This is a genomic window from Klebsiella sp. R390, assembly GCF_051131745.1.
Classification (GTDB): domain Bacteria; phylum Pseudomonadota; class Gammaproteobacteria; order Enterobacterales; family Enterobacteriaceae; genus Klebsiella.
The window spans coordinates 4,748,986-4,772,865 of the sequence record NZ_CP180445.1; the positions used below are offsets into that span (position 1 = coordinate 4,748,986).

Genomic DNA, 23,880 nt, shown 5'->3' on the forward strand with positions numbered 1-23,880 from the left:
GTCGGATCTTAAGGGAGTACCGGCGTGACGAGCCAATGGTGATCGAGCATCCACTGGGTCGCGGGCATTAGAGTGTATTCAACACACAGCAGTCCCACCAGCGTCATCACCACGGTGTAAGGCAGTGCCATCCACACCATACGGCCGTAGGAGAGGCGAATCAGCGGCGCCAGGGCGGAGGTCAGGAGGAACAGAAATGCCGCCTGACCATTCGGCGTCGCCACAGAAGGCAGGTTGGTACCGGTGTTGATCGCCACCGCCAGCAGTTCAAACTGCGGCAGACTGATCACGCCGTGCTGAAGGGCGGTTTTGGCTTCATTGATGTACACCGTCCCGACAAACACGTTATCGGAAATGGACGACAGCAGGCCGTTGAACAGGTAGAACAGCGACAGCTGGGCGTGGGGCGAGGCCTGGAGGACAAACTGAATCACCGGTGTAAAGAGATGCTGGTCGATAATCACCGCCACCACCGCGAAAAACACGGTCAGCAGGGCAGTGAACGGCAGCGCCTCGGTAAAGGCTTTGCCAATGGCGTGTTCATCGGTGATACCGGTGAAGCTGGTTGCCAGAATGATCACCGATAACCCTACCAGGCCCACTTCTGCCAGATGCATCGCCAGGGCAATTACCAGCCAGATACCGATAATGCCCTGGGCAATCAGACGCAGGCGGTCCTGGCGGGTGCGTTGCTGGGTACTACGATCGTCAAAATCTTGTAGCACCTTACGTACCGCTGCCGGCAGCGGCTCGCCATAGCCGAACAGCTTCCATTTTTCCAGCAACAGGCAGGTCAGCAGGCCGCAGATCATCACCGGCAACGTCACCGGGGACATGCGTAAAAAGAACTCACCGAAGTGCCAGCCCGCCGCTTTGGCAATAATCAGGTTTTGTGGCTCGCCGACCATGGTCATCACACCACCCAGGGCGGTACCGACGCCGGCATGCATCATCAGGCTACGCAGAAAGCCACGGAACTGTTCCAGCACATCACGATAGTGCTGGTCGATATGGCTGTCGTCCAGCATATCGTTATCATCCGGGCGTGCGGAGGCCACGCGATGATAAATGCCATAGAAGCCGACCGCGACGCTTATCACTACCGCCACGACGGTTAACGCATCAAGGAAAGCGGAAAGGAAAGCCGCCGCCAGACAAAAAGCGAGCGACAGCAGCATCTTGCTACGAATGCCTAGCAGCAAACGGGTAAAGATAAACAGCAGCAACTGCTTCATGAAGTAGATACCCGCCACCATAAACATCAGCAGCAGCAGTACCTCAAGGTTGCTGGCGATCTCGTCGCGAATATGTTCGGGGCTGGTCATGCCGATAAACACGGCTTCAATCGCCAGCAGGCCTCCCGGCAACAGCGGGTAGCACTTCAGCGCCATGGCAAGGGTGAAGATAAACTCAACTACCAGCATCCACCCGGCAATGAAAGGGTCGAAATAAAAGGCCAGTGGGTTAATGAGTAAAACGATCAGCAGCGTTAGTTTATACCAGTCCGGTGACTGGCCAAGAAAATTGCGCCATAGTGCGCGGCCGTACGATATTTCCACGACAGACATCCTTCCCGTCAATTTAATGACATGATTTTGCACGTAACTATGTGCAAGATTACCAGTTGAGCAAAATGAGAAGCAACTTTCTTCGCCTCGCGTTCCGGGAATGCATTCTGTGACGGAAGGCCGAAAATGAAACAGCGAACCCTTTTTAATTACCTCGTGGCGCTATCTGCCCTATAACGGCTCTGGTATGATGAGTAGAATTTGCAACGCTGTGTAATGGAAATCTAACTATGGTCATTAAGGCGCAAAGCCCTGCGGGTTTCGCGGAAGAGTACATTATTGAGAGTATCTGGAATAATCGTTTCCCCCCAGGCACCATCCTCCCTGCTGAACGTGAACTTTCTGAACTGATCGGTGTGACCCGCACGACCTTACGCGAAGTGTTGCAGCGTCTGGCCCGTGACGGCTGGTTAACCATCCAGCACGGCAAGCCGACGAAGGTGAATAATTTCTGGGAAACATCCGGGCTGAATATCCTCGAAACTCTGGCGCGTCTTGATCATGACAGCGTTCCACAGCTGATTGATAATCTGCTGTCGGTGCGAACCAACATCTCCACCATTTTCATCCGTACCGCCTTCCGCCAGCATCCTGAAGATGCGCTGAAAGTGCTCGCCAGCGCGCGTGAGGTCGAAGACCACGCTGACGCGTTTGCCGACCTGGATTACAACATTTTCCGCGGCCTGGCGTTTGCCTCTGGCAACCCAATCTACGGGCTGATCATCAACGGGATGAAAGGCCTGTATACCCGCATCGGTCGTCACTATTTTGCCAACCCGGAAGCCCGCAGCCTGGCGCTCGGTTTCTACCATCAGTTGACAAAAATATGTGAAGAAGGGCAGCACGAGCAGGTTTACGAAATCGTCCGTCGCTACGGTCATGACAGCGGAGAAATCTGGCATCGGATGCAGAAAACCATGCCGGGCGATCTCGTGATCGGCATGCGCTAACTGTCGCAGACTCCTGAATAACAACGCCCGGCGATGAACCGGGCGTTTTTGTTTGCTGCGTTAGCGCCTGTTACAGCGAATTCGGGCGCGGCGGGCTGCGCTCCAGCAGTTCGATGCTGCCATCGGCATTTTGTTGCTCCAGCAGGATATCAAACCCCCACAGCCGATGAACGTGCTTGAGCACTTCCCGACGCCCCTTATCCAGCGGTGCGCGGTTATGCGGCACGTAGCGCAGCGTCAGGGAACGATCGCCACGCAGATCGACACTCCAGACCTGAATATTTGGCTCCAGGTTGCTGAGATTGTACTGGGCGGACAGCTTCGCGCGAATCTCGCGATATCCCTCTTCGTTGTGGATCGCCGAAATCTCCAGATAGTTGTTATGATCGTCATCCAGTACCGTAAAGAAGCGGAAATCACGCATAATTTTCGGCGACAGGAACTGACTGATAAAACTCTCATCTTTAAAATCACGCATTGCAAAATGCAGCGTTTCCAGCCAGTCGGAACCGGCAATGTCCGGGAACCAGTAACGATCCTCTTCGGTCGGAGACTGGCAGATGCGTTTGATATCCTGAAACATGGCGAAGCCAAGCGCATACGGGTTAATCCCGTTATACCACTGGCTGTTATAGGGCGGCTGGAACACCACGTTAGTGTGGCTGTGCAAGAACTCCAGCATAAAGCGCTCGGTCACTTTCCCTTCATCATACAGATGGTTGAGGATGGTGTAGTGCCAGAAGGTCGCCCAGCCTTCGTTCATCACCTGGGTCTGTTTCTGCGGGTAAAAATACTGGCTGACCTTACGCACAATACGCAGGATCTCGCGCTGCCACGGCTCCAGCAACGGCGCGTTCTTCTCCATAAAGTACAGCAGGTTTTCCTGCGGCTCTGACGGGTAGCGACGGGCGGATTCGATGGTCTTCTCTTCTTCGCGCTTCGGCAGGGTTCGCCACAGCATATTCACCTGACTTTGCAGATACTCTTCCCGGCTTTTCTGCCGCGCTTTCTCCTCCTGCAACGAGATTTTCTGCGGACGTTTGTAGCGATCGACGCCGTAGTTCATCAGGGCATGGCAGGAGTCGAGCAGCTTCTCGACCTCATCAACGCCATAGCGCTCTTCACAGTCGGTGATGTATTTGCGGGCAAAAATCAGGTAGTCAATGATGGAACTGGCGTCGGTCCAGCTGCGGAACAGATAGTTATTTTTGAAGAAGGAGTTATGCCCGTAGCAGGCATGGGCCATCACCAGCGCCTGCATGGTAATGGTGTTCTCCTCCATCAGATAGGCGATGCAGGGGTTAGAGTTGATGACAATCTCATAGGCCAGGCCCTGCTGTCCGTGCTTATAAGCCTGTTCGGTTTCGATGAATTTCTTACCGAACGACCAGTGCGGGTAGTTGATGGGCATACCGACGCTGGAATAGGCATCCATCATCTGCTCGGAGGTAATGACTTCGATTTGGTGTGGATAGGTGTCGAGACGATACAGCTTCGCTACCCGGTCAACCTCGGCAAGGTAGGTTTCCAACAGTTCAAAAGTCCAGTCGGGTCCATCGCTTAAACGAGTGGTGTCCCTGTTCATGGAATCAATCGTAGCCATTAGCGCGCCCTCGTTGTAGGTGGCCCTCTCTGTGCGGAGAGCCTCCCAATAAGCATAGAACACGGCATGACAAACTGCGCCTGCGGACAATTTCTTTTCTTCGCGATTTAGCAATCTTAAAGGCCTGGTTTGAGCTTATTCTCAGAATATTATTCTGAGTAAAAATGAAGTGCAGCAGGAGATAGTAAATCCATAGGGGCAGTACTGGTGCGGTGTGCTGTGAGTTAAGTCACCATAAATAAAGCGTATGTTGAATAATATTTTCAACTGAGTTATCAATTTGTAATCAGATGATTGTTCTTTAACTATTACGGAGTCGCTATGCGAGTCGTCATACTGGGAAGTGGGGTCGTTGGGGTAGCGAGTGCCTGGTATTTAAGCCAGGCGGGACACGAGGTGACGGTCATTGAACGCCAGCCGGGTGCGGCGGAAGAGACCAGCGCCGCCAATGCCGGGCAAATTTCTCCAGGCTATGCGGCACCGTGGGCAGCGCCTGGCGTGCCGCTGAAGGCCATCAAATGGATGTTCCAGCGCCACGCACCGCTGGCGATTGGCCTCGACGGTACGCCGTTCCAGCTGAAATGGATGTGGCAGATGCTGCGCAACTGCGATACCCGCCATTACATCGAGAACAAAGGGCGAATGGTGCGCCTGGCGGAGTACAGCCGTGACTGCCTGAAAGCGCTGCGTGAAACAACCGGTATCCAGTATGAAGGCCGTCAGGGTGGCACCCTGCAGCTGTTCCGTACCGAAAAACAGTATGAAAACGCCACCCGCGATATCGCCGTGCTGGAAGAGGCCGGGGTGCCGTATCAGCTGCTGGAGGCGAAACGTCTGCTGGAAGTGGAACCGGCGCTGGCGGAAGTGAGCCACAAGCTCACCGGCGGTCTGCGTCTGCCGAATGATGAAACCGGCGACTGTCAGCTGTTTACCACCCGACTGGCCGCCATGGCGGAGCAGGCGGGCGTCACGTTCCGCTTTAATACCTCAGTTGATGCGCTGCTGTACGAAGGTGAGCAGATCGCCGGCGTAAAATGTGGCGATGAAATTATCAAAGGCGATGCCTACGTGATGGCCTTTGGCTCTTACTCCACCGCGATGCTGAAGGGGCTGGTGGATATTCCGGTCTATCCGCTGAAAGGCTATTCCCTGACTATTCCAATTGCCGAGGAAGACGGCGCGCCAGTATCGACTATCCTCGATGAGACATACAAAATCGCGATTACCCGTTTTGACCAACGCATTCGCGTCGGGGGCATGGCGGAAATCGTCGGTTTTAATAAAGAGCTGCTGAAACCGCGGCGCGAAACGCTGGAGATGGTGGTGCGCGATCTGTTCCCGCGCGGCGGTCATGTCGAACAGGCGACCTTCTGGACCGGGCTGCGCCCAATGACCCCAGACGGTACGCCGGTCGTCGGGCGGACGCCGTATAAGAATTTATGGTTGAATACCGGGCATGGCACTCTGGGCTGGACCATGGCCTGCGGTTCCGGGCAGTTGCTCAGCGATTTGATTTCCGGCCGCACGCCGGCCATTCCGTATGATGACCTTGCCGTTGCACGCTACAGCCCCGGTTTTGTCCCGGCACGAGCGCAGCACCTGCACGGTGTGCATAACTAAGGAGTCTTCATGTCCCGTCCCGTACTGGCCAGCATTGATGTGTCGGCCTTGCGACAGAATTTGCAGATTGTCCGGCGAGCGGCTCCCACCTCGCGCCTGTGGGCGGTGGTGAAAGCCAACGCCTATGGCCACGGGCTGTCGCGCGTGTGGAACGCGCTCAGCGGTGCCGATGGTTTTGCGATGCTCAACCTCGAAGAGGCGATCCTGCTGCGTGAGCATGGCTGGAAAGGGCCGATTCTGATGCTGGAAGGCTTCTTCCATGCCGATGAACTGGCATTGTTTGATAAGTACCGTCTGACTACCAGCGTTCACAGCAACTGGCAAATCAAGGCGCTCCAGCAGGCGAAGCTGCACGCGCCGTTGGATATCTACGTCAAGGTAAACAGCGGCATGAATCGCCTCGGCTTTATGCCGGATCGCATCCACATCGTCTGGCAGCAGCTGCGGGCGCTGAGTAACGTCAGCGAAATGACGCTGATGTCGCATTTTGCCGATGCGGAAAATCCACAGGGAATTGTTGAGCCGATGCGGCGTATCGAGCAGGCGGCGGAGGGACTTGATTGTCCGCGTTCGTTGTCCAACTCCGCGGCGACCCTGTGGCATCCGGAAGCCCATTTTGACTGGGTCAGACCGGGAATTGTGCTGTATGGCGCTTCACCGTCCGGGCAGTGGCAGGATATTGCCAACAGCGGCCTCAAGCCGGTGATGACCCTCAGCAGCGAAATCATTGCCGTGCAGAACCTGAAAGCGGGAGATGCGGTGGGCTACGGTGGCCTATACCGGGCCTCTGGCGAGCAGCGCATCGGGATTGTGGCCTGCGGTTATGCTGACGGATATCCGCGTCTGGCACCGGGCAACACGCCGGTGCTGGTCGACGGCGTGCGCACTACCACTGTAGGGCGCATATCGATGGATATGCTGGCGGTGGATTTAACGCCGTGCCCGCAGGCCGGCATCGGCGCGCCGGTGGAACTGTGGGGTAAAGAGATTAAAATTGACGATGTTGCCGGCGCCTGCGGCACCGTCGGCTACGAGTTAATGTGCGCGCTGGCGCCTCGCGTGCCGGTAGTGACAGTGTAACCTTCAGTAAGGCGGCTCCTCTGCCGAACGTATAAGCCAGAATTTCAACCGGTTGTGGGAATTCTGGCTTTTCCATCACCACAGTCCACCACAGTCAAAAAAACCATCGCCTCAGGCCTGCCAACTGGCAAGAATGCCCATGACATGACTACAATGCACGTGCAAACAGCGTCGATGATGGGATAGCAATGATGAGTTTTGCCCGATACCTCAATAAAGCGGGTCTGACAGTGGCCTCGCTAATCAAAAAGATGGCGATTGGCCTGCTTATCATGGCGATCGTTTTTTTTGCCGGGCGGATTTATGAGACGCAGCGGGGGCCGGCACTGCATCCGTGGCACACCTGGTCCGCTGATGAAATGTCCGCCGCTGAGATTGATCGCACCACCTTCGCCGGGTATCAGGCGCAAGAAGCGGCGATTTTTCGCGATATGAAGACCGAGCTGACGGATAAGCTTGATGATGATGAAAAAACGCCGCTTAACCGTTTTTACGCCCACAGTCAGGTCTACCCGCAACAGTTTCAGCCTGACTGGAATCGCTCCTTTGTGCTGCTGCCTGAGGGGACGCCGCGCGGTGCCGCGGTGTTGCTTCATGGGTTGACAGACGCGCCCTACAGCGTGCGTTATCTGGCAACCGCCTACCAGCAACAGGGGTTCGTTGCCGTGGTACCGAGGCTGCCAGGGCACGGTACTGCGCCGGGATCGCTGACCGCCGTAGACTGGCAGCAGTGGCTGGCAACAACACGCCTGGCGGTGCGCGAAGCCACCCGGCTGGCCGGGGGAAAGGTGCCGTTGCATGTGATCGGCTATTCCAACGGCGGTGCGCTGGCGCTGAAATATGCGCTCGACGCGCTGGATGATAAAACCTTGCCATCGCCGCAGCAGATAGTCCTGTTGTCGCCGATGATCGGCGTGACCGCCTTTGCCCGGTTTGCCGGGCTGACGGGAATACCGGCGGTGTTTCCTGCTTTTGCGCGGGCGGCATGGCTCAACGTGGTGCCCGAGTTTAACCCTTATAAATACAATTCCTTTCCGGTGAAGGCGGCCCGCCAGTCGTGGCTGCTAACCCAGGCGCTGCAGGAGCAAATCGTGCAGGACTCCCGCACGCAACGTCTGGCAGCGCTGGCGCCGGTGCTGACGTTTCAGTCGGTGATAGACTCCACGGTCAGCACCCGGGCGGTGGTGGATTCGCTGTATCGCTATTTACCGGATAACGGCAGCGAGCTGGTGGTGTTTGATATCAACCAGGCCGCGAATTTGCGCGCGCTGTTTCGACCCGCGGTCTACACCGCGCTCAGTACCCTCCTGCCGTCTGTACCGCGCCGGTACAGCACCACGGTGATCACCAATGCGTCGCCCACGACCTACGATGCCGTCGCTCGTACGACGCCAGCAGGCGAGAATACGGAGCAGGTGACGCCGTTGAACATCGCCTGGCCGCAGGATATGTATTCGCTGTCGCACGTGGCGGTGCCGTTCCCGATCAGTGATTCGCTGTATGGTCGCGAGCCGACGCAAAAGAATCGTTATGGCATCAGCATCGGTACGATTTCGCTGCGCGGCGAAACCTCCACCCTGAGCGTCGGACTGGATACGCTGATGCGCGTCACTTCCAATCCGTTCTTCCCGTATATGATGGCGCGCATTCAGCAACATATCCCCGGCACCGTCCCGCCGTCAGCAAAATAGATCTTATCGATCGGCCATAAGCGCTGCGTATTACCAGCAATGGGGATCGGCGAGATTTGCAAAGCGTGTTTATTATTTCCAGAATAAATAACTTACCGCTGATTTTTTTCTTTAAGGAAAAACCTATGCAACAGTGTCGGCCGATGGTGTGGGGAACCCTGATGCTTTTCGCTTCTGCGGTGCAGGCTGATGAGCCGGTTTACGGCGAGACGCGCATCAGCGGTTGGTGGAACTGGCTGAAAAATGATGTGTCGCAAACCTGGAACCAGCCGCAAAACTATGACCTGTATCTGCCGTTTCTTAGCTGGCACAACCGCTTAACCTACGATAAAGAAAAAACGGATAACTACAATGAGATGCCCTGGGGCGGCGGCTTCGGCTTCTCTCGCTATCACGATGACGGCGACTGGAGTTCGCTGTATGCCATGATGTTTAAAGATTCGCATAACAAGTGGCAGCCGATCGTCGGCTACGGCTGGGAAAAGGGCTGGTATCTGGACAGCCGCAAGGATTTCCGCCTCGGTCTCGGCGTGACCGCCGGGATCACCGCCCGTGATGATTTTGCAAATTACGTCCCTTTACCGATTATTCTACCGCTATTTTCCGCCAGCTACCGGCGGCTTAGCGTACAGTTCACCTATATTCCCGGTACCTACAATAACGGCAACGTGCTGTTTGCCTGGCTTCGCTATGGCTTTTAAACCCGCAGCATTAAAGGGTGATCACTTTCTTCGCGACAGAATTTGATAACGCCAGCATTGAAATCAATACCGAGGCGACAAACGTCAGGGCAATCAGAATTAACTTTGTGGTCAGCGACCCGATGGGAATAAGCGCGCTAAGCAGATGGAAAATGGAGTAATGAAGGATATAGACCCCGGTCATCGTTTTGCTGATTGCCGCCAGAATACTCTCTTTAAACTCGCTGTTTTTACGAAAACGAACGCCGTTTGCCGCAATTACCAAGGCGACCACCAGAATATAAATTTGCGAACCCGTCAGAATGAACGCATTTCTATCGGCCTTAAACAGCGCAAAAAAGAAATGACGTTCATAAAACCAGGTGAAAATATAAATAAACGGTATGGCGATCATCGCGGCTTTGACCACCTTATCGCGACTAAGCCAGCGAACAACCAGCGGATCGTTAAACAGCTGCCCGGTTAAATAGAATAGCAGCCAGGTCCACAGGCGATACTGTGGGGCCAGGGTTAGCGCATGAACATCGGGGTAGAGAACCGCCAGCAGATCGTAGCCGTAGGAGAAAAGCAGCAAGCCGGATACCACGCCAAAAAACAGCCTTCTGCGCAGGCTTAGCCACTCGACTACCGGGTGAAAGGTATAAATCACAATAAAGGCGAAGACAAACCACGGCTGGATAAGATAGCCGCGTTGATAAGGCTCCCAGAGATAGTAAATCGTCACCCAGAACAGAAAGACGATCACCACGCTTTTAATTTTCCCCATCTGCCAGCGGGCGTTGTGCCGGGATTGCGCATCGAGATAGCCCGCCACCACAAAAAACAGCGGGGTGGCGATGGTCGAGATAAAGGTCAGAAAACCGAGGATCCAGTGATAGTCGTAATCATAGCGATCCCAGGTGTTATAGATGGTAAAGAACGTTACCGCCGTCATGCATCCCAGCGTTTTAATAATATTCAGCCCGGTGGTGTTCATTGTGGTTGCGGCTTATCCTTGTGGTGGAAACAGGCGTAAATCACCGGCAGAACCAGTAGCGTCAGAATGGTCGCGAAACCGAGCCCAAACATGATAACCACCGCCATACTCTGGAAGAACACGTCCAGCAGCAGCGGTGCCAGCCCAAGCACGGTGGTGAAGGCGGTGAGCAGGATAGGGCGTAAGCGCGACGTTGCTGCATACAGAATCGCCTCATGCTGTGGCTTTTCCTGCTTTTGCTGTTCAATCTCTTCCACCAGCACGATACCGTTGCGGATAAGCATGCCGCTCAGGCTCAGTAAACCGATAAGCGCCATAAAACCGAACGGGATGCCGGTCATTAAAAAGCCCGGCGTGACGCCGATCAGCGCCAGCGGCACGGTCAGCCAGATGGCAACGGCATTTTTCAGCGAGCTGAACATCAGGACGGTGATGACAAACATCACCAGATAACCTAATGGCAGAGTGGTGAACAGTCCCTGCTGCGCTTCGCTGGAGTTTTCCGCATCGCCTCCCCATTCAATGCTGTATCCGTGCGGCAGACTGAGCGCGTTAATCTGCGGCTGCACACGTGCCAGAACGTCGCCCGGGGTTTGATTGCTCAGCGGGTCCGGGTCGGTCATGACCGTGAGTACGCGACTGCGGTCGCGACGCAGAATCAACGGGTCTTCCCATTCGAGGTTAAAACCGCTGACGACGTTGCTTAGCGGAATATATTGCTGACGGCTTTGGCTCCATACCAGCACGTTGTTCAGATGGTTCGCATCCTGACGTTCATCGGCTGGCGGGCGCACCACCACCGGCAACAGGTCGGCCCCTTCCCGGTATAACCCCGCGCGGCTGCCGGAAAAGTTCATCTGCAGCGCCTCATCGATGTCCTGCTTATCGACCCCCAGTTCACGGCCCAGGGTGGGGGAATATTGCGGGCGGATCGTTTTACTGCGGTTTTGCCAGTCGTTACGCACGCTACTGATGGCCGGGTCCGCCGTGAGGATCGCGCTGACCTGGCTGGCGATCAGCCGCAATCTGTCGGGGTCAGGGCCTTTAACCCGCACCTCGATGGCGCTGTCGCCGGACGGGCCGAACATCACCCGCTTGCTGCTGGCATTCACCTGCGGATAGTGGCGAGCAATGTAGGCATCCACGTGGCGAGTGAGAGCAGCAATATTGCGCTGGTCGTCCATGCGCACCATGATCTGCGCATAGTTACTGTACTGTCGCTGGCCGCTGTAGGTAAGGATAAAGCGCATGCTGCCCTGGCCGACGGTCGCCACGGTAGTGACCACGCCGGGCTGGCCGTTAATTGCGGTTTCGATATCGCTGGCCATTTGTTCCGTTGCGGCAATATCGGTGCCGTAGGGCAGCCACAGATCAACAAAGAAGATCGGCGTGTTGGATGACGGGAAGAAGTTCTGCCGCACCGAGCCGAATCCCCAGATAGCGGCGGCCAGCAGCGCGGCCATCACCACCAGGGTCACGGTTTTCTGCAGCAACAGTGCGTTGAGGATCTTCTGATAGCTGCGGTAAACCCCCCCACGGTAGGGATCGGCCTCGGCGACGGGCGCCGGGGAGGCGTTCCCCTTGAACAGCCACCATTTAATAAGCACCGGGGTAATGGTGAGCGCTGAGAACCAGCTGAGCATCAGGGAGATTAACAGCACCTGGAACAGCGACTTGCAATATTCCCCGGTCGAGTCTTGCGACAGGCCTATTGGCGCAAAGGCAAGGATCGCAATCACGGTTGCTCCCAGCAGGGGCAGAGCGGAACGGCGGATCACATAGTTAATGGCGGTGAGCAGCGAGGAGCCCTGCTGGCGAGCAATCAGCACCCCCTCGACGATCACGATGGCGTTATCGACCAGCATACTGAGGGCGATGATCAGCGCTCCCAGCGAAATACGCTGTAGCTCGATGCCCCACAGATACATAATCAGTAGCGTACCCAGCACGTTGAGGGCCAGCGAGAAGGCAATAATAATCCCGCTGCGAACGCCCATAAAGATCAGCAGCACGCCGACAACAATGGCCAGCGCCATCAGGAAATTAGTGATAAAGCCGTTCACCGAGTGGCCGACTTCCGCCGCCTGATCGTAGAACAGATCGATATGGATCCCGGCAGGTTTTTCCGCCGACATGTGGGCAAGTTTTGCTTCCAGCGCGTGGCCAACGTCAATGACGTTGACGCCAGGGATAAACGACACGCCCATCGTCACCGCCTGGCGACCATTGGCGTGGTAGATGCTGGAGGGGGTTTCGCTCAGGCCACGGGATATTGTCGCAATATCCCGTAAGCGCGTGGCGGCCCCGGTGCCGTGCGGGTTGACAGGCAGGTCGCCCAGCTCGTCGATATTCTCAAATTCTCCGGTCGGATGCAGGCGAATGGACTCGCTACCGGATTTGATCTCCCCGGCGCTGGAGACGACGTTCAGGCGACCGAGAATGGCGGAAAGCTGGCTGAGCGTAATGCCGCGCGCGGCCATTTTAGGCAAAGAGATATCAATATTAATTTGCTGCGGGATTTCACCACCGATAGCGACCTTGCCGACGCCGGGCACCAGTACCAGCTCCCGACGCAGCTGTTCGGCGTAGCGGGCCAGTTCTGGATTGGTAAAGTTATCGCCGGAAATCGCAAAGAAGAAGCCGAACACGTCGCCGAAATCATCGTTCACGAAGGGAGTGACCACCCCTGGCGGAAAGAGGCGGGCGGCATCGCCGACCCGGCGGCGCAGCTCATCCCAAATTTGTGGTAGCTCATTGGAGTGGTAATTCGAGGCGATATTAACGGTAATCTGCGACAGTCCGTTGGATGAAATCGAGCTGACGTTATCGAGATAGGGCAGCTGTTGCAGGGCGTTTTCCAGCGGAAGGGTGACCTCTTCTTCGACCTGCTGCGCCGAGGCGCCCGGATAGTGGGTAATGACCACCGCCGTTTTGATGGTAAAGGCCGGGTCTTCCAGGCGGCCGATATTGAGCAAGGCGAAAATACCGCCAACGCCCAGCAGCAGAATGGATAACCACACGCGAACGGGATTATTAATAAACTGGCGAGAGATATCCATTACAGGCCTCGTTCACGCGTCCAGATACGCACCGGCTGTTGCGCATGCAATTCGTTTACCCCAGCCGCCACCACGCGCTCGCCGACGCTGAGTCCCTCGGTGATCACCACCCCCTGGGTTGTGACCTGCCCGACCCGCACTTTGCGGTCTTCCAGCTGCAGCTGTTCTCCATCACCTTTGATCACCCACACGTGGGGCTCGTTGCGCTGATGATTATCGGGATTGAACACCGCTTCAACCGGAACCACCAGCGCCTCGCGACCTGCGTTGGCTGGCAGGTTTGCCAGATTGATGGTCACGGTTCCGCTGACGCCGCCCACCGTCGGGAAATCCGCCGGGCGTGGCATGGTCAAAATCACTTGCCAGGTGAGGGTATGGTTATCGCTGCTGCCGGAATGCTCTTTGTACTCGGCGGTGAACTGTCGATCCGGCAGGGAGTTGATTTTCACGATCGGGCGATACTGCGCGTTGCGGATATCAAAGGCGGTAAACAGGTTTTCCGGGATGCTGAACACCACGTCAAGGAGATCGGTGCGCGTCAGGGTCACAACGGTCTGACCGGCGGCGACCACCTGGTGATTACGGACCGGCACGCTGGCCGCAATCCCGCTAAACGGCGCGTTTAATGTCATCTGATCGAGCTCTTCGCGGGCAATTTTCAGCGCGGCATTGGCCGAATCACGGCTGGCACGCTGGACGTCCATTTCGGCTTTTGAAATCGCCTGGCGGCCTGCGAGGGTCTGAAAACGGTCGAACTGCCGCTGTGCAAGCGTAGCGGCGGTTTGTCGTTCATTTACACGCTGCTGGGCTTCCCGCGCGTTAAGCCGGGCCAGCACCTGTCCTTGCGTAATGCTTGCCCCCTGGCGAACGTCGAGTGATTCAATCTGGCCGCCGCGTTTAAACGACAGGTCCGTTGAGTCACCGGACTCGATACGTGCCGGGAAAATACGCTGCTGTGAATCGCCGACGGCGGTCACCTCCACCACTTTAACCATTCGTGGCAGCGGTGTGACCTGCGGCGTTTTCTGATCGCAAGCTGTTGTTATTAAAATAACAACAGGAATGAGAGAAAAATAACGGTTCACTGTATTCCCCTCAGAGCTAAATGGTTTATTTTACCTATTTTTCACAAACGTTGTGATTATTCAGCTAAAGCAGAAACAACGACATAAGTTAATAACCCTGTGGCCGTACAGGCGATTATTGCCAGGGCGATAAAGAGGCTCAGACGAAACAGATTATAACCAAACATCGTTACTCCCTCAGTGTTAATCATATGGCAAGAAATATCTCATCTACTTAATTATTGAATGGTTTTTACAGGCACTGTTGTTCCTGATTATGAGCATAGTCGTAGAAAAGCGGAAATGTTAAAAAGAGTAAAAATTGCCCTTATGTCGACGATTTGCTGTCATTTTCAGCCGATTTGTCTGAGGCTGGCGGTCTCTGTGATATTTTTTAATATAATAATTGGTAGTTTCATAATGTTAACAGTCCTGTGCTACGTTTAATTATACCGACTTCTGCGCCAGCTTTGGTTCTTGAGATTCTTTCCTCAATACGACAAGTTGGGCGTTATTCGCCCTCTATTCTATTGGTAACAAAAGGATTGTTTCTATGTATAAAAATATACTGGTCCCGGTTGATGTCTTTGAAATCGGCCTGGCCGACAAAGCGTTATCCCATGCGCAATTTCTTGCCAACAGCGCTTCCGGACAAATTCATTTACTACACGTCAACCCACTTTTTTCTCCTGAGCTGACGCGCGGGTTTATTTCTGATGCGCGAAAAATGGATGACTATCTGATTAAAAACTCTGAGGAAAAACTTAGCGAGCTGGCCAAAAAGTCGACCCTGCAGGAGAGTAGCATCCACATTCATGTGCGCAGCGGTAATATCCGTGATGAGGTGATAAAACTGGCTGATGAACTGCAGGCTGACGTGGTGATTATTGGCTCGCGCAACCCCAATATTCAGACGCATTTGCTGGGTTCTGAAGCGGCAAGCATCGTTCGTTATGCTCACGTTCCGGTTTTTGTGGTGCGTTAAGGGCGGCCCGACGCTGTTCTGATTTCCGTTACAGGAGTGAGGGGATAACTATGAGTACAGACAAACCGGCTGGCCCGTTCTACAAGCTCTCCGTCGATGAAACCCTGACCAGCACCAACAGTTCCTCCGAAGGTATTAGCAGTGCCGAAGCGGCTTCGCGACTCCAGCAGTTCGGCGAGAACGCGTTACCCCAAAAGCCGGGCAAACCCGCGTGGCTGCGCTTCCTGGCACATTTCAACGATGTCCTGATTTACGTCCTGCTGGCTGCCGCGCTTTTGACTGCGGTTATGGGGCACTGGGTCGATACCCTCGTGATTCTCGGGGTCGCGGTCATCAACGCCCTGATTGGGCATATTCAGGAAAGTAATGCGGAAAAATCGCTGCAGAGCATTCGTAATATGCTGTCCAGCGAGGCGGTGGTGGTCCGCCAGGGGAACCATGAAACGGTGCCGACTACCGCGCTGGTGCCGGGCGATATCGTGGTGATCCGCGCGGGTGACCGAATTCCGGCCGACCTGCGGGTGATTGAAGCCCACAATCTGCGGGTGGAAGAGGCGATACTCACCGGCGAGTCGACGGTGGTGGAAAAAAGCACTGAGGCGCTGAGCGGCGAGCTACCCCTCGGCGATCGCACCAACCTGCTGTTTTCGGGGACCACGGTCAGCTCCGGCGGGGGCAAGGGGCTCGTGGTGGCGACCGGCGGTGATACCGAACTGGGCCATATCAACCAGATGATGGCGGACATTGAAAAGCACCGGACGCCGCTGCTGGTTCAGATGGATAAGCTTGGCAAAGCCATCTTTATTATCATCCTGGTGATGATGGCGGCGCTGTTTGTCTTCAGCCTGCTGTTCCGCGATATGCCGGTTTCAGAGCTGATGCTCTCGCTGATTAGCCTTGCGGTAGCGTCGGTGCCGGAAGGGTTGCCGGCCATCATCTCGATCATTCTCTCGCTGGGCGTGCAGACTATGGCACGGCAGAAGGCGATCATTCGTAAGCTGCCGACCGTTGAGACCCTCGGGGCGATGACGGTGATTTGCTCGGATAAAACCGGGACGCTGACCATGAACGAGATGACGGTCAAAGCCGTCATTACGGCGGATACCGTCTATCGGGTCGAAGGCGATAGCTATGAGCCGATTGGAAATATTCATCCTGTTGATGGTTCCGGGCCGGTGGTGGTCGCCCCCGGTACGCTGCTTGAACGCTATTTGCGCACCATTGATTTATGTAATGACAGCCAATTGATCAAGGATGAAAGCGGGTTATGGAAAATCACCGGCGGCCCGACGGAAGGGGCGCTGAAGGTGCTGGCGGCAAAAATCGCGCTGCCGACGTTGGCGACCGAGTTGCGCAGCAAAATTCCGTTCGATTCGCAGTACAAATATATGTCTACGCTCTATCGGATCGGTGATGAAGAGATGATCTTAATTACCGGCGCTCCGGATGTCCTGTTCCGGCTGTGTCAGCAGCAGCAGACGGATGATGGCCTGCAGCCGCTGAACCAGCCTTACTGGGAAGCCAAAATTGAAGAGTATGCCCGGGAAGGGTTGCGCATGGTGGCGGCGGCGTGGAAACCTGCGGCCAGCGGGCAAACCGAGCTGACGCACCAGGATTTACAGCAAGGGGTGATCCTCCTCGGTATTGCCGGGATGATGGACCCGCCGCGACCGGAAGCGATTGCGGCGATTGGCGACTGTCTGCAGGCGGGGATCCGGGTGAAGATGATCACCGGCGATCATCCGCAAACGGCGATGAGCATCGGCAAAATGCTCGGCATTGGCAATGCGGAAAATGCCATCACCGGGCGTGAGCTGGAGGTGATGGACGACCTGCAACTCAGCGAAGCCGCGCAGAAATTTGATATTTTCGCCCGTACCAGCCCGGAAGATAAATTCCGCCTGGTGCAGGCGCTGCAGAGCAGAAAAGAGGTGGTAGGGATGACCGGCGACGGGGTCAACGATGCGCCGGCGCTGAAGCAAGCTGATGTCGGGATTGCGATGGGCATTAAGGGAACAGAGGTGACCAAGGAAGCGGCCGATATGGTGCTGACGGATGATAACTTCGCCACCATCGCCAGTGCGGTCAGAGAAGGGCGGCGGGTGTACGATAACCTGAAGAAAACCATTCTCTTCATTATGCCAACCAACCTGGCGCAGGGGCTTTTAATCATCATTGCGCTGCTGGCGGGGAATTTGATCCCATTGACCCCGGTGCTGATCTTATGGATGAACATGGCGACCTCCGCCACGCTCTCCTTCGGCCTGGCGTTTGAGGCTGGCGAGAAGAACATCATGCAGCGGCCACCGCGCGATCCCAAACTGCATGTGATGGATGGTTTCGCTATCTGGAGGGTGATATTTGTTGGTTCAATGATTGCCGTAAGCGCCTTTGTGCTGGAAGCCTGGCTCCAGCCACGTGGCTACTCGCCGGAGTTTATTCGTACCGTCCTGCTGCAAACTCTGGTGACGGCCCAGTGGTTTTATATGCTCAACTGCCGCATATCCGACGGTTTTTCTCTCAGTAAAGGGTTGCTGGCAAACCGCGGTATCTGGATCGTCAGCGGCGTCCTGCTGGTGCTGCAACTGCTGATAATCTACGCCCCGTTCATGCAGATGCTGTTCGGGACCACCGGGCTGCCGTTCCGCTATTGGGTGATCACCTTTATTATCGGATTTGTAATGTTCCTGATTGTGGAAGTGGAAAAGCCGTTAACCCGCAAATGGCGTACCGCCTGAGGCGAGGGACAAACCAACGCGGCGCATCAGTGGTCTTGAGGGCCACCGATGCGCCTTTGATTGCATGACAGGACAGCGGCGGGTTACTCCGCCTCATCTTCTGCGACGCGGACCCCGACTTTCAGTACGTGGTCATCCTCTTTTTCCGCAACCGTCCACAGCATGCCGGCGAATTCAACCTGGTCACCGACAACCGGGGCGGCGCCGAGTAGATGCTGAACCACATCGCCCAGCGACTGCTGATTATCGTTAAAATCTTCCACATCATCGAGGCCATAAATTTGCGCCACATCGACGAATTTTGCGCTGGCATCGAGAATAAAGTCCCCGAAGAAACGTTGGTCGAGCGCCACCGGCGGCGACTGGCTGAACATTTTACCCAGCGCCGGCAGGTCACGCTCGCGGCCAATCACGCACAGAATATCCCCTTCCAGCAGGCGGGTGCTGCCGGTCGGATGCAGCAGGACATTGTCGCGGAACAGGGCCGCAATACGGGTTTCCGGCGGCATATGTAAATCACGCAGCGCCGCGCCAACGCACCATTTGTCTGCGCTGAGCTGATAGACGAACTGCTCCCACGGATTCTCCGGGTGAATATCCAGCCCGACGCGGGAGATGGGCCAGCCGACCGGCGGCACCACCACTTTGGCTTTTTTGGCCGCCCAGGAGAGGGAGGTCCCCTGCAACAGCAGCGAGACCAGCACCACGAAGAAGGCGACATTAAAGAACAAACGCGCGTTTTCGAGACCGGCCATCATCGGGAAGACGGCGAGAATGATCGGCACCGCACCGCGCAGACCCACCCAACTGATAAACACTCGTTCGCGCAGGTTAAACCCGCGAAACGGCAGCAGACCGGCAAAAACAGACAGCGGACGGGCGACAAAAATCATCCACATCGAGAGCAGCAGCGCCGGGATAGCGATAGGCCACAGGTCCGAGGGCGTGAGCAGCAGGCCGAGCACCAGGAACATGGCAATCTGTGCCAGCCACGCCAGCCCATCAAAGTTTTGCAGGATCCCATGACGGTTACGAATCGGCCGGTTGCCCAGCAGGAAGCCGCACAGATATACCGCCAGAATGCCGCTGCCGTCGAGGGTGGTGGTCACCGCAAAAATCATAATCCCGCCGCTGAGCGCCAGCAGTGGATAGAGCCCGGTCGGCAGCACGATGCGGTTAATCATCTGTAACAGCAGATAGCCGCCGCCAAGTCCAATCGCAATCCCGAGGCCAAACTGCTGCACGATATGGACGGCGAACATCCAGCTCAGGCCGCTTTCATGCTGCTGAATCATCTCGATAAGCGTAATGGTCAGGAACACCGCCATCGGGTCGTTGCTGCCGGATTCGATCTCCAGGGTGGAGCCGACACGTTCGTTCAGGCCTTTGCCGCCGAGCAGCGAGAACACCGCTGCCGCATCGGTGGAGCCGACAATCGCGCCGATCAGCAAACCTTCGATAAGGTTGAGATGGAACAGCCAGGCGGCCATCAGCCCGGTCAGACAGGAGGTGATCAGTACGCCGACGGTCGCCAGAGAGAGTGCGGGCCAGAGGGCAACACGAAAGGAGCTGGCCTGGGTGCGCATGCCGCCGTCAAGCAGGATCACCGCCAGCGCCAGGTTACTCACCATATAAGCGAAAGGGTAATTGTCAAAAGGGATGCCGCCGATACCGTCAACCCCGGCCAGCATACCAATGGCCAGGAAGATAACCAGAATCGGGATGCCCAGGCGCGAAGAAAAGGAACTCAATAAAATGCTACAGGTTACTAAAACAGAACCCAGAATAAACAGGCTAATGACCGCACCGGCGTCCAATGTTGACGTACTCCTTACTGCGTGAATTTTTAGACAATGAGGCCCAGTTTACCAACCCTCGAAGTATCCTGAAATGTGTAACAGAAGATTTTATTCTGTCAGCACCGGATGCCCGCTGAGCGTTATGGTGGTGGTGGTGTCGCGATGCACCAGCCGCGCGTTGGCGCCAAGCGGCAGGGTGACGGTTCGCTGTTCGTGGCCGAAATCCAGCCCGCTAATCACCGGGATATCCAGCTGGGTGCGCAGATAGTCGTAGACCACCGGCAGATCGTAACCGGCGTCGTAGTCGTTCGGGTTCGCGCCGCTGAAGCTGCCGAGGATCACCGCCCGCTGGCGGGCGAGGACGCCGCTGTGCAGCAGCTGCAGCAGCATGCGCTCGACGCGGAACGGATGCTCATTAATATCTTCCAGTACCAGAATGCCGTCGCTCATCTGCGGCATCCACGGGGTGCCCATCAGCGAGGTTAGCATCGCCAGGTTGCCGCCCCACAGGGTGCCCATAACATCACATGGCTGGCCATCTCCCGGCCATTCAAGGGTAAATTCCGGGCTGCGCAGCGCCTGCCAGAAGTGGTGCCAGGTAAACGCGTTCATCGTTTCAGCACCAAAGTTACCTGCCAGCATCGGACCGCTGAAGGTGATTATGCTACCCTTTGCCAGCAGGCCCATCTGAATCGCTGTAAAGTCACTATGACCACAGATTAAAAGCGGGTTTTCCCGCTGGCGTGCGACCAGAGCCTGCCAGTCGATATGGGGCAGCAGGCGGCTGGCACCGTAGCCGCCGCGCACCGGCATGACAATGCGGTTACGGCCTTCGAGGGTGGCCAACTGGTTAATATCGTTCAGGCGCTCATGTTCAGTTCCGGCAAAGCGCTGTTGCCGACGGGGGATGACCTCCTGGTGCATCACCTGATGTCCGGCCTCCTGCAGACGTTCAACGCCGCGGAGCGCCGCCTCCTGGTTAATGCAGTAGCCTGAAGGCGCGACCAGATAAAACTGAGACATGACAATTCCTTGCTAAGAATGAAAGGGTTATCATGCCGCCTGGAGGGATTATTGTCATCTCCAGACGGCAAACTTCAGCCAATAAGGATAGATGTGTGAAATTGAGATGGTGTGTTTTTTTGATGGTATTGTTGGCCGGTTGTAGCTCGAAAAAGGATTATCGTAACCCGCCGTGGAACGCTGAAGTTCCGGTCAAGCGGGCGATGCAGTGGATGCCGATCAGTGAAAAAGCCGGTGCGGCGTGGGGCGTTGACCCGCAGCTGGTGACGGCGATTATCGCCATTGAATCCGGCGGTAACCCTACGGTGGTCAGTAAATCCGGCGCGGTAGGCCTGATGCAGCTAAAGCCTTCAACATCGGGTCGCGACGTATACCAGCGCATGGGCTGGCGGGGTGAACCGTCGGTAAGCGAGCTGAAAAACCCCGAACGCAATATCTCGATGGGGGCCGCTTACCTGAGCATCCTTGAAAATGGCCCGCTTGCCGGGATTAAAGACCCGCAGGTGATGCGTTATGCGGTGGTGGTTTCCTACGCCAACGGCGCCGGGGCGCTGCTGCGCACGTTCTCGTCGAATCGTCAGGATGCGATTGATGAGATCAACGATATGGATGCCGATGAGTTCTTTGAACACGTGGCGAAAAAGCATCCCGCACCGCAGGCTCCCCGCTATATCTGGAAGCTGCAGCAGGCGCTGGACGCCATGTAGCCATCTGGAGTATGCCCCCGGCAGGTAGGTGACCACCGGGGGCGTTTTTCAGAAGTCGTAGCCGACGGTGGCGGTGATGCTGCGCTCGGCGCCCCAGTAACAGTTGCCCGTTCCGTAGCAGCCGGAGATATACTCCCGGTCGCTGAGATTGTTGGCATTGACCTGAACAAAAGCCCCTTTCAATGACGGTGACCAGACGCCGAGATCGGCGCGGACCATCGCATCCAGCAGCGTCACCGACGGCAGACGCTCGGTGTTCGCATCATCAGCCCACTGTTTACCGATATAGCGCACACCAGCCCCCGCGCTGATCCCGGCCGGGAACTGATAACGCGCCCAGAATGAGGCCATCTGATCCGGCGTGAGCTGCGGCGTATTGTCGTTGGTGCCATCTTTGGTGTCCTGGAAGCGCAGGCGGTTCCAGGTGTAAGAAGCCAGGGTGCTCAGCTCTGGCGTAATCTGGTTATGCATCTCCAGTTCGACCCCTTGCGAGTGGACCTTGCCGGCTGGAATAAAGGTGGCGGTGGCGATATTCGGATCGCGGGTGGCCACATCTTTCTGGGTTAAATCATAGATAGCGATACTGTACATATCGCGGCTACCCGGCGGCTGGAATTTCAGCCCCGCTTCCAGCTGTTCGGCGGTGGTGGGCTTCAGTAAGGTTCCATCGGCGCCCGGCAGCATCGCCGGCGTAATGGCCTGGCTGTAGCTCAGATACGGCGAGAGGCCATTTTCCAGAGCATACAGCAGCGACGCGCGACCGCTGATATGGTCATCGGAACGGCGGCTGGAGGTGCCGAAGGTATCGCTGACCTGCTGCGAAACGATGCGATCGTAACGGCCGGAGACGTCCAGATGCCAGCGATCCCACACCATTTCATCCTGCAGATAAATCCCGGTCTGATAGTAGCGACGATTATTGTTATCGCTGTAGGTCACGGTATGCCCGGTTTGCTCGGTATAGCCGCTAAACGGATCGAGCGGTGAGGCGCTGCCCGCACCAGTCCACAGATCGTTGCGGAAGCGGTGATATTCCGCACCGAGGATCAGCGTATGGGCCAGCTCCCCGGTGTTAAAGTCAGCGCGCAGGCGGTTGTCGGTGGACCACGCATCGAGCGAGCCGCGAGAGCCGCTGTAGCCGCGTGACAGCATGTCGCTGTCCCCAACCCAGCCGACCTGGTAGACCTGATCGAGAGAGACATTAGTGTGGGTGTAGCTTCCGGCGGAATAGGCCGACCAGGTATCGTCGAACTGATGCGTAAACTCGTAGCTGTAGATCTGCTCGCGACGTTGATAGCCGTCTGACGGATCGCCTTCATTGGTGCTGGTGGAGAGCTTGCGCCCGTTGTGCGCGTAGCGGGTGCCGTCCAGCGGCAGCGAGCCATGGTAGCCGCCAGAGGGATCTTTTTGCAGATAAGCGCGCAGTAACAACGAGGTGTCAGTATCCGGCTGCCAGAGCAGGGACGGGGAGATAGCATAACGCTCTTCACGGGTATTGTCGTACTGGGTGTCGCTGTTGCGCGTCATCCCGATAATCCGGTAAGCCCATTGATCGTTAATGGCATCGGTATAATCGAAGGCGGCCCCTTTGGTGTTTTGCGTCCCGCCGCTCAGGCGGAAATGGCCCTCCGACGTAAACTGCGGACGTTTCGAGGTCAGGTTAACCACGCCGCCGGGGACGCTCTGGCCATACAGCGCCGAGGAGGGGCCTCTGATCACATCCACCCGTTCGATAAACCACGGGTCAATCTGCAGAACGTTGTGGCTCCCGCCATCGCTCATCAGGCGCATGCCGTCGAGGAACAGGTTATCCACGTCGCCGCCGTGATAGCCACGTAATGACACCGTATCAAAACGGGTTGCTCCGCCGCCAAAGCTGGAGTACACGCCTGGGGTGTATTCCAGCGCCTGGCTGATGGTGTTGGCTCCCTGGTCATCCATCTGCTGTCGGGTGATCACCGAGACCGACTGCGCGGTGGTAATCAACGGCTGGTCGGTTTTGGTCGCCCCGGCGGAGGTTTTCGCGCTATAGCCCTCGGTGGGGGCGGTGGCGGAGTCAACGGGTTGCGCGGTGACGACCACCGTCTCTTCCGCCAGGCTGGCGAGAGGGAAGGCGGTGGCTAGGGCGCACAGTAACGCGGAGCGTTTAAAGGTGATGCGGGTGATCATGACATAATCCTGAGTAACCGCAGCCTGGTACTCCTGTACGCCGCTACGGAAAAGGCGAAAGTGTCTTCTTTCGTAAAAAAGTAATGCGAATTATTATTGTTACTCTTTGCGTTATCAAGCGGTGATTACGTAGCGTGACAATCAAAA

Annotated in this window: 15 protein-coding genes and 1 pseudogene; 8 read left to right on the plus strand and 8 right to left on the minus strand. The window is 56.3% G+C overall.

From position 1 onward, the window contains the following. Nucleotides 1-8: 8 nt before the first annotated feature. Nucleotides 9-1,559, minus strand: a complete 1,551-nt coding sequence (gene nhaB / locus ACMYSP_RS22265; protein WP_434584181.1) for a sodium/proton antiporter NhaB — start codon at nt 1,557-1,559, stop codon at nt 9-11. Nucleotides 1,560-1,798: 239 nt separating this feature from the next. Here nhaB and fadR point away from each other — a divergent pair, with 239 nt between their 5' ends. Next, entirely contained in the window at nt 1,799-2,518 is a 720-nt protein-coding gene (fadR, locus tag ACMYSP_RS22270) for a fatty acid metabolism transcriptional regulator FadR (RefSeq protein ID WP_434584182.1), read from the plus strand. Between the two features lie 70 nt (nt 2,519-2,588). On the opposite strand, the gene ACMYSP_RS22275 is transcribed toward fadR, so the two are convergent. After that, nucleotides 2,589-4,121 carry a SpoVR family protein gene (locus ACMYSP_RS22275; RefSeq protein ID WP_434584183.1) on the minus strand — a complete coding sequence of 511 codons (1,533 nt, stop codon included), beginning with the start codon at nt 4,119-4,121 and terminating at the stop codon, nt 2,589-2,591. A gap of 321 nt (nt 4,122-4,442) precedes the next feature. Here ACMYSP_RS22275 and ACMYSP_RS22280 point away from each other — a divergent pair, with 321 nt between their 5' ends. The 4 genes from ACMYSP_RS22280 to pagP all read left to right on the plus strand — a co-directional run bounded on the left by ACMYSP_RS22280 (nt 4,443) and on the right by pagP (nt 9,213). Continuing rightward, nucleotides 4,443-5,741 carry a D-amino acid dehydrogenase gene (locus ACMYSP_RS22280; protein ID WP_434584184.1) on the plus strand — a complete coding sequence of 433 codons (1,299 nt, stop codon included), beginning with the start codon at nt 4,443-4,445 and terminating at the stop codon, nt 5,739-5,741. Between the two features lie 9 nt (nt 5,742-5,750). Further along, on the plus strand, nt 5,751-6,821 hold the full coding sequence (gene dadX / locus ACMYSP_RS22285; protein WP_434584185.1) for a catabolic alanine racemase DadX: 1,071 nt from the start codon (nt 5,751-5,753) through the stop codon (nt 6,819-6,821). Between the two features lie 188 nt (nt 6,822-7,009). Next, nucleotides 7,010-8,512 (plus strand): alpha/beta hydrolase, encoded by a 1,503-nt coding sequence (locus tag ACMYSP_RS22290; protein ID WP_434584186.1) that lies wholly within the window; start codon nt 7,010-7,012, stop codon nt 8,510-8,512. Between the two features lie 125 nt (nt 8,513-8,637). After that, nucleotides 8,638-9,213: a lipid IV(A) palmitoyltransferase PagP gene (gene pagP, locus ACMYSP_RS22295; protein WP_434584188.1), complete on the plus strand. Its 576-nt coding sequence runs from the start codon at nt 8,638-8,640 to the stop codon at nt 9,211-9,213. A gap of 10 nt (nt 9,214-9,223) precedes the next feature. Here the strand turns inward: pagP and ACMYSP_RS22300 are convergent, their stop codons facing one another. Genes ACMYSP_RS22300 through ACMYSP_RS22310 form a run of 3 tightly spaced genes read right to left on the minus strand, consistent with a single transcriptional unit; the run spans nt 9,224 to nt 14,333 of the window. Then, nucleotides 9,224-10,147, minus strand: coding sequence for an acyltransferase (locus tag ACMYSP_RS22300; protein ID WP_434587255.1), 924 nt, complete (start codon nt 10,145-10,147; stop codon nt 9,224-9,226). Between the two features lie 38 nt (nt 10,148-10,185). Continuing rightward, nucleotides 10,186-13,248, minus strand: coding sequence for an efflux RND transporter permease subunit (locus ACMYSP_RS22305; RefSeq protein WP_434584189.1), 3,063 nt, complete (start codon nt 13,246-13,248; stop codon nt 10,186-10,188). Beyond that, nucleotides 13,248-14,333, minus strand: coding sequence for an efflux RND transporter periplasmic adaptor subunit (locus tag ACMYSP_RS22310; protein ID WP_434584190.1), 1,086 nt, complete (start codon nt 14,331-14,333; stop codon nt 13,248-13,250). The genes ACMYSP_RS22305 and ACMYSP_RS22310 overlap by 1 nt, the downstream gene beginning before the upstream one ends. A 532-nt stretch (nt 14,334-14,865) precedes the next feature. On the opposite strand from ACMYSP_RS22310, the gene ACMYSP_RS22315 reads away from it, so the two are divergent. Next, the gene (locus ACMYSP_RS22315; protein WP_434584191.1) at nt 14,866-15,297 is read left to right on the plus strand and encodes a universal stress protein; all 432 of its coding nucleotides are present in this window, start codon (nt 14,866-14,868) and stop codon (nt 15,295-15,297) included. 50 nt (nt 15,298-15,347) lie between these two features. Then, nucleotides 15,348-18,035: a cation-transporting P-type ATPase gene (locus tag ACMYSP_RS22320; RefSeq protein WP_434584192.1), complete on the plus strand. Its 2,688-nt coding sequence runs from the start codon at nt 15,348-15,350 to the stop codon at nt 18,033-18,035. Between the two features lie 149 nt (nt 18,036-18,184). Here ACMYSP_RS22320 and ACMYSP_RS22325 read toward each other — a convergent pair. Together ACMYSP_RS22325 and ldcA are read right to left on the minus strand one after the other, a co-directional pair. Further along, nucleotides 18,185-19,852 (minus strand): annotated as a pseudogene (locus tag ACMYSP_RS22325) (potassium/proton antiporter); the annotation flags it as partial. A 90-nt stretch (nt 19,853-19,942) separates the two neighbouring features. Continuing rightward, nucleotides 19,943-20,857, minus strand: a complete 915-nt coding sequence (gene ldcA, locus ACMYSP_RS22330) for a muramoyltetrapeptide carboxypeptidase (protein WP_434584194.1) — start codon at nt 20,855-20,857, stop codon at nt 19,943-19,945. A gap of 95 nt (nt 20,858-20,952) precedes the next feature. Here ldcA and emtA point away from each other — a divergent pair, with 95 nt between their 5' ends. Then, nucleotides 20,953-21,564 carry a membrane-bound lytic murein transglycosylase EmtA gene (gene emtA, locus ACMYSP_RS22335; protein ID WP_434584195.1) on the plus strand — a complete coding sequence of 204 codons (612 nt, stop codon included), beginning with the start codon at nt 20,953-20,955 and terminating at the stop codon, nt 21,562-21,564. Nucleotides 21,565-21,612: 48 nt separating this feature from the next. On the opposite strand, the gene ACMYSP_RS22340 is transcribed toward emtA, so the two are convergent. Beyond that, nucleotides 21,613-23,733 carry a TonB-dependent siderophore receptor gene (locus ACMYSP_RS22340; protein ID WP_434584196.1) on the minus strand — a complete coding sequence of 707 codons (2,121 nt, stop codon included), beginning with the start codon at nt 23,731-23,733 and terminating at the stop codon, nt 21,613-21,615. Nucleotides 23,734-23,880 lie beyond the last annotated feature (147 nt).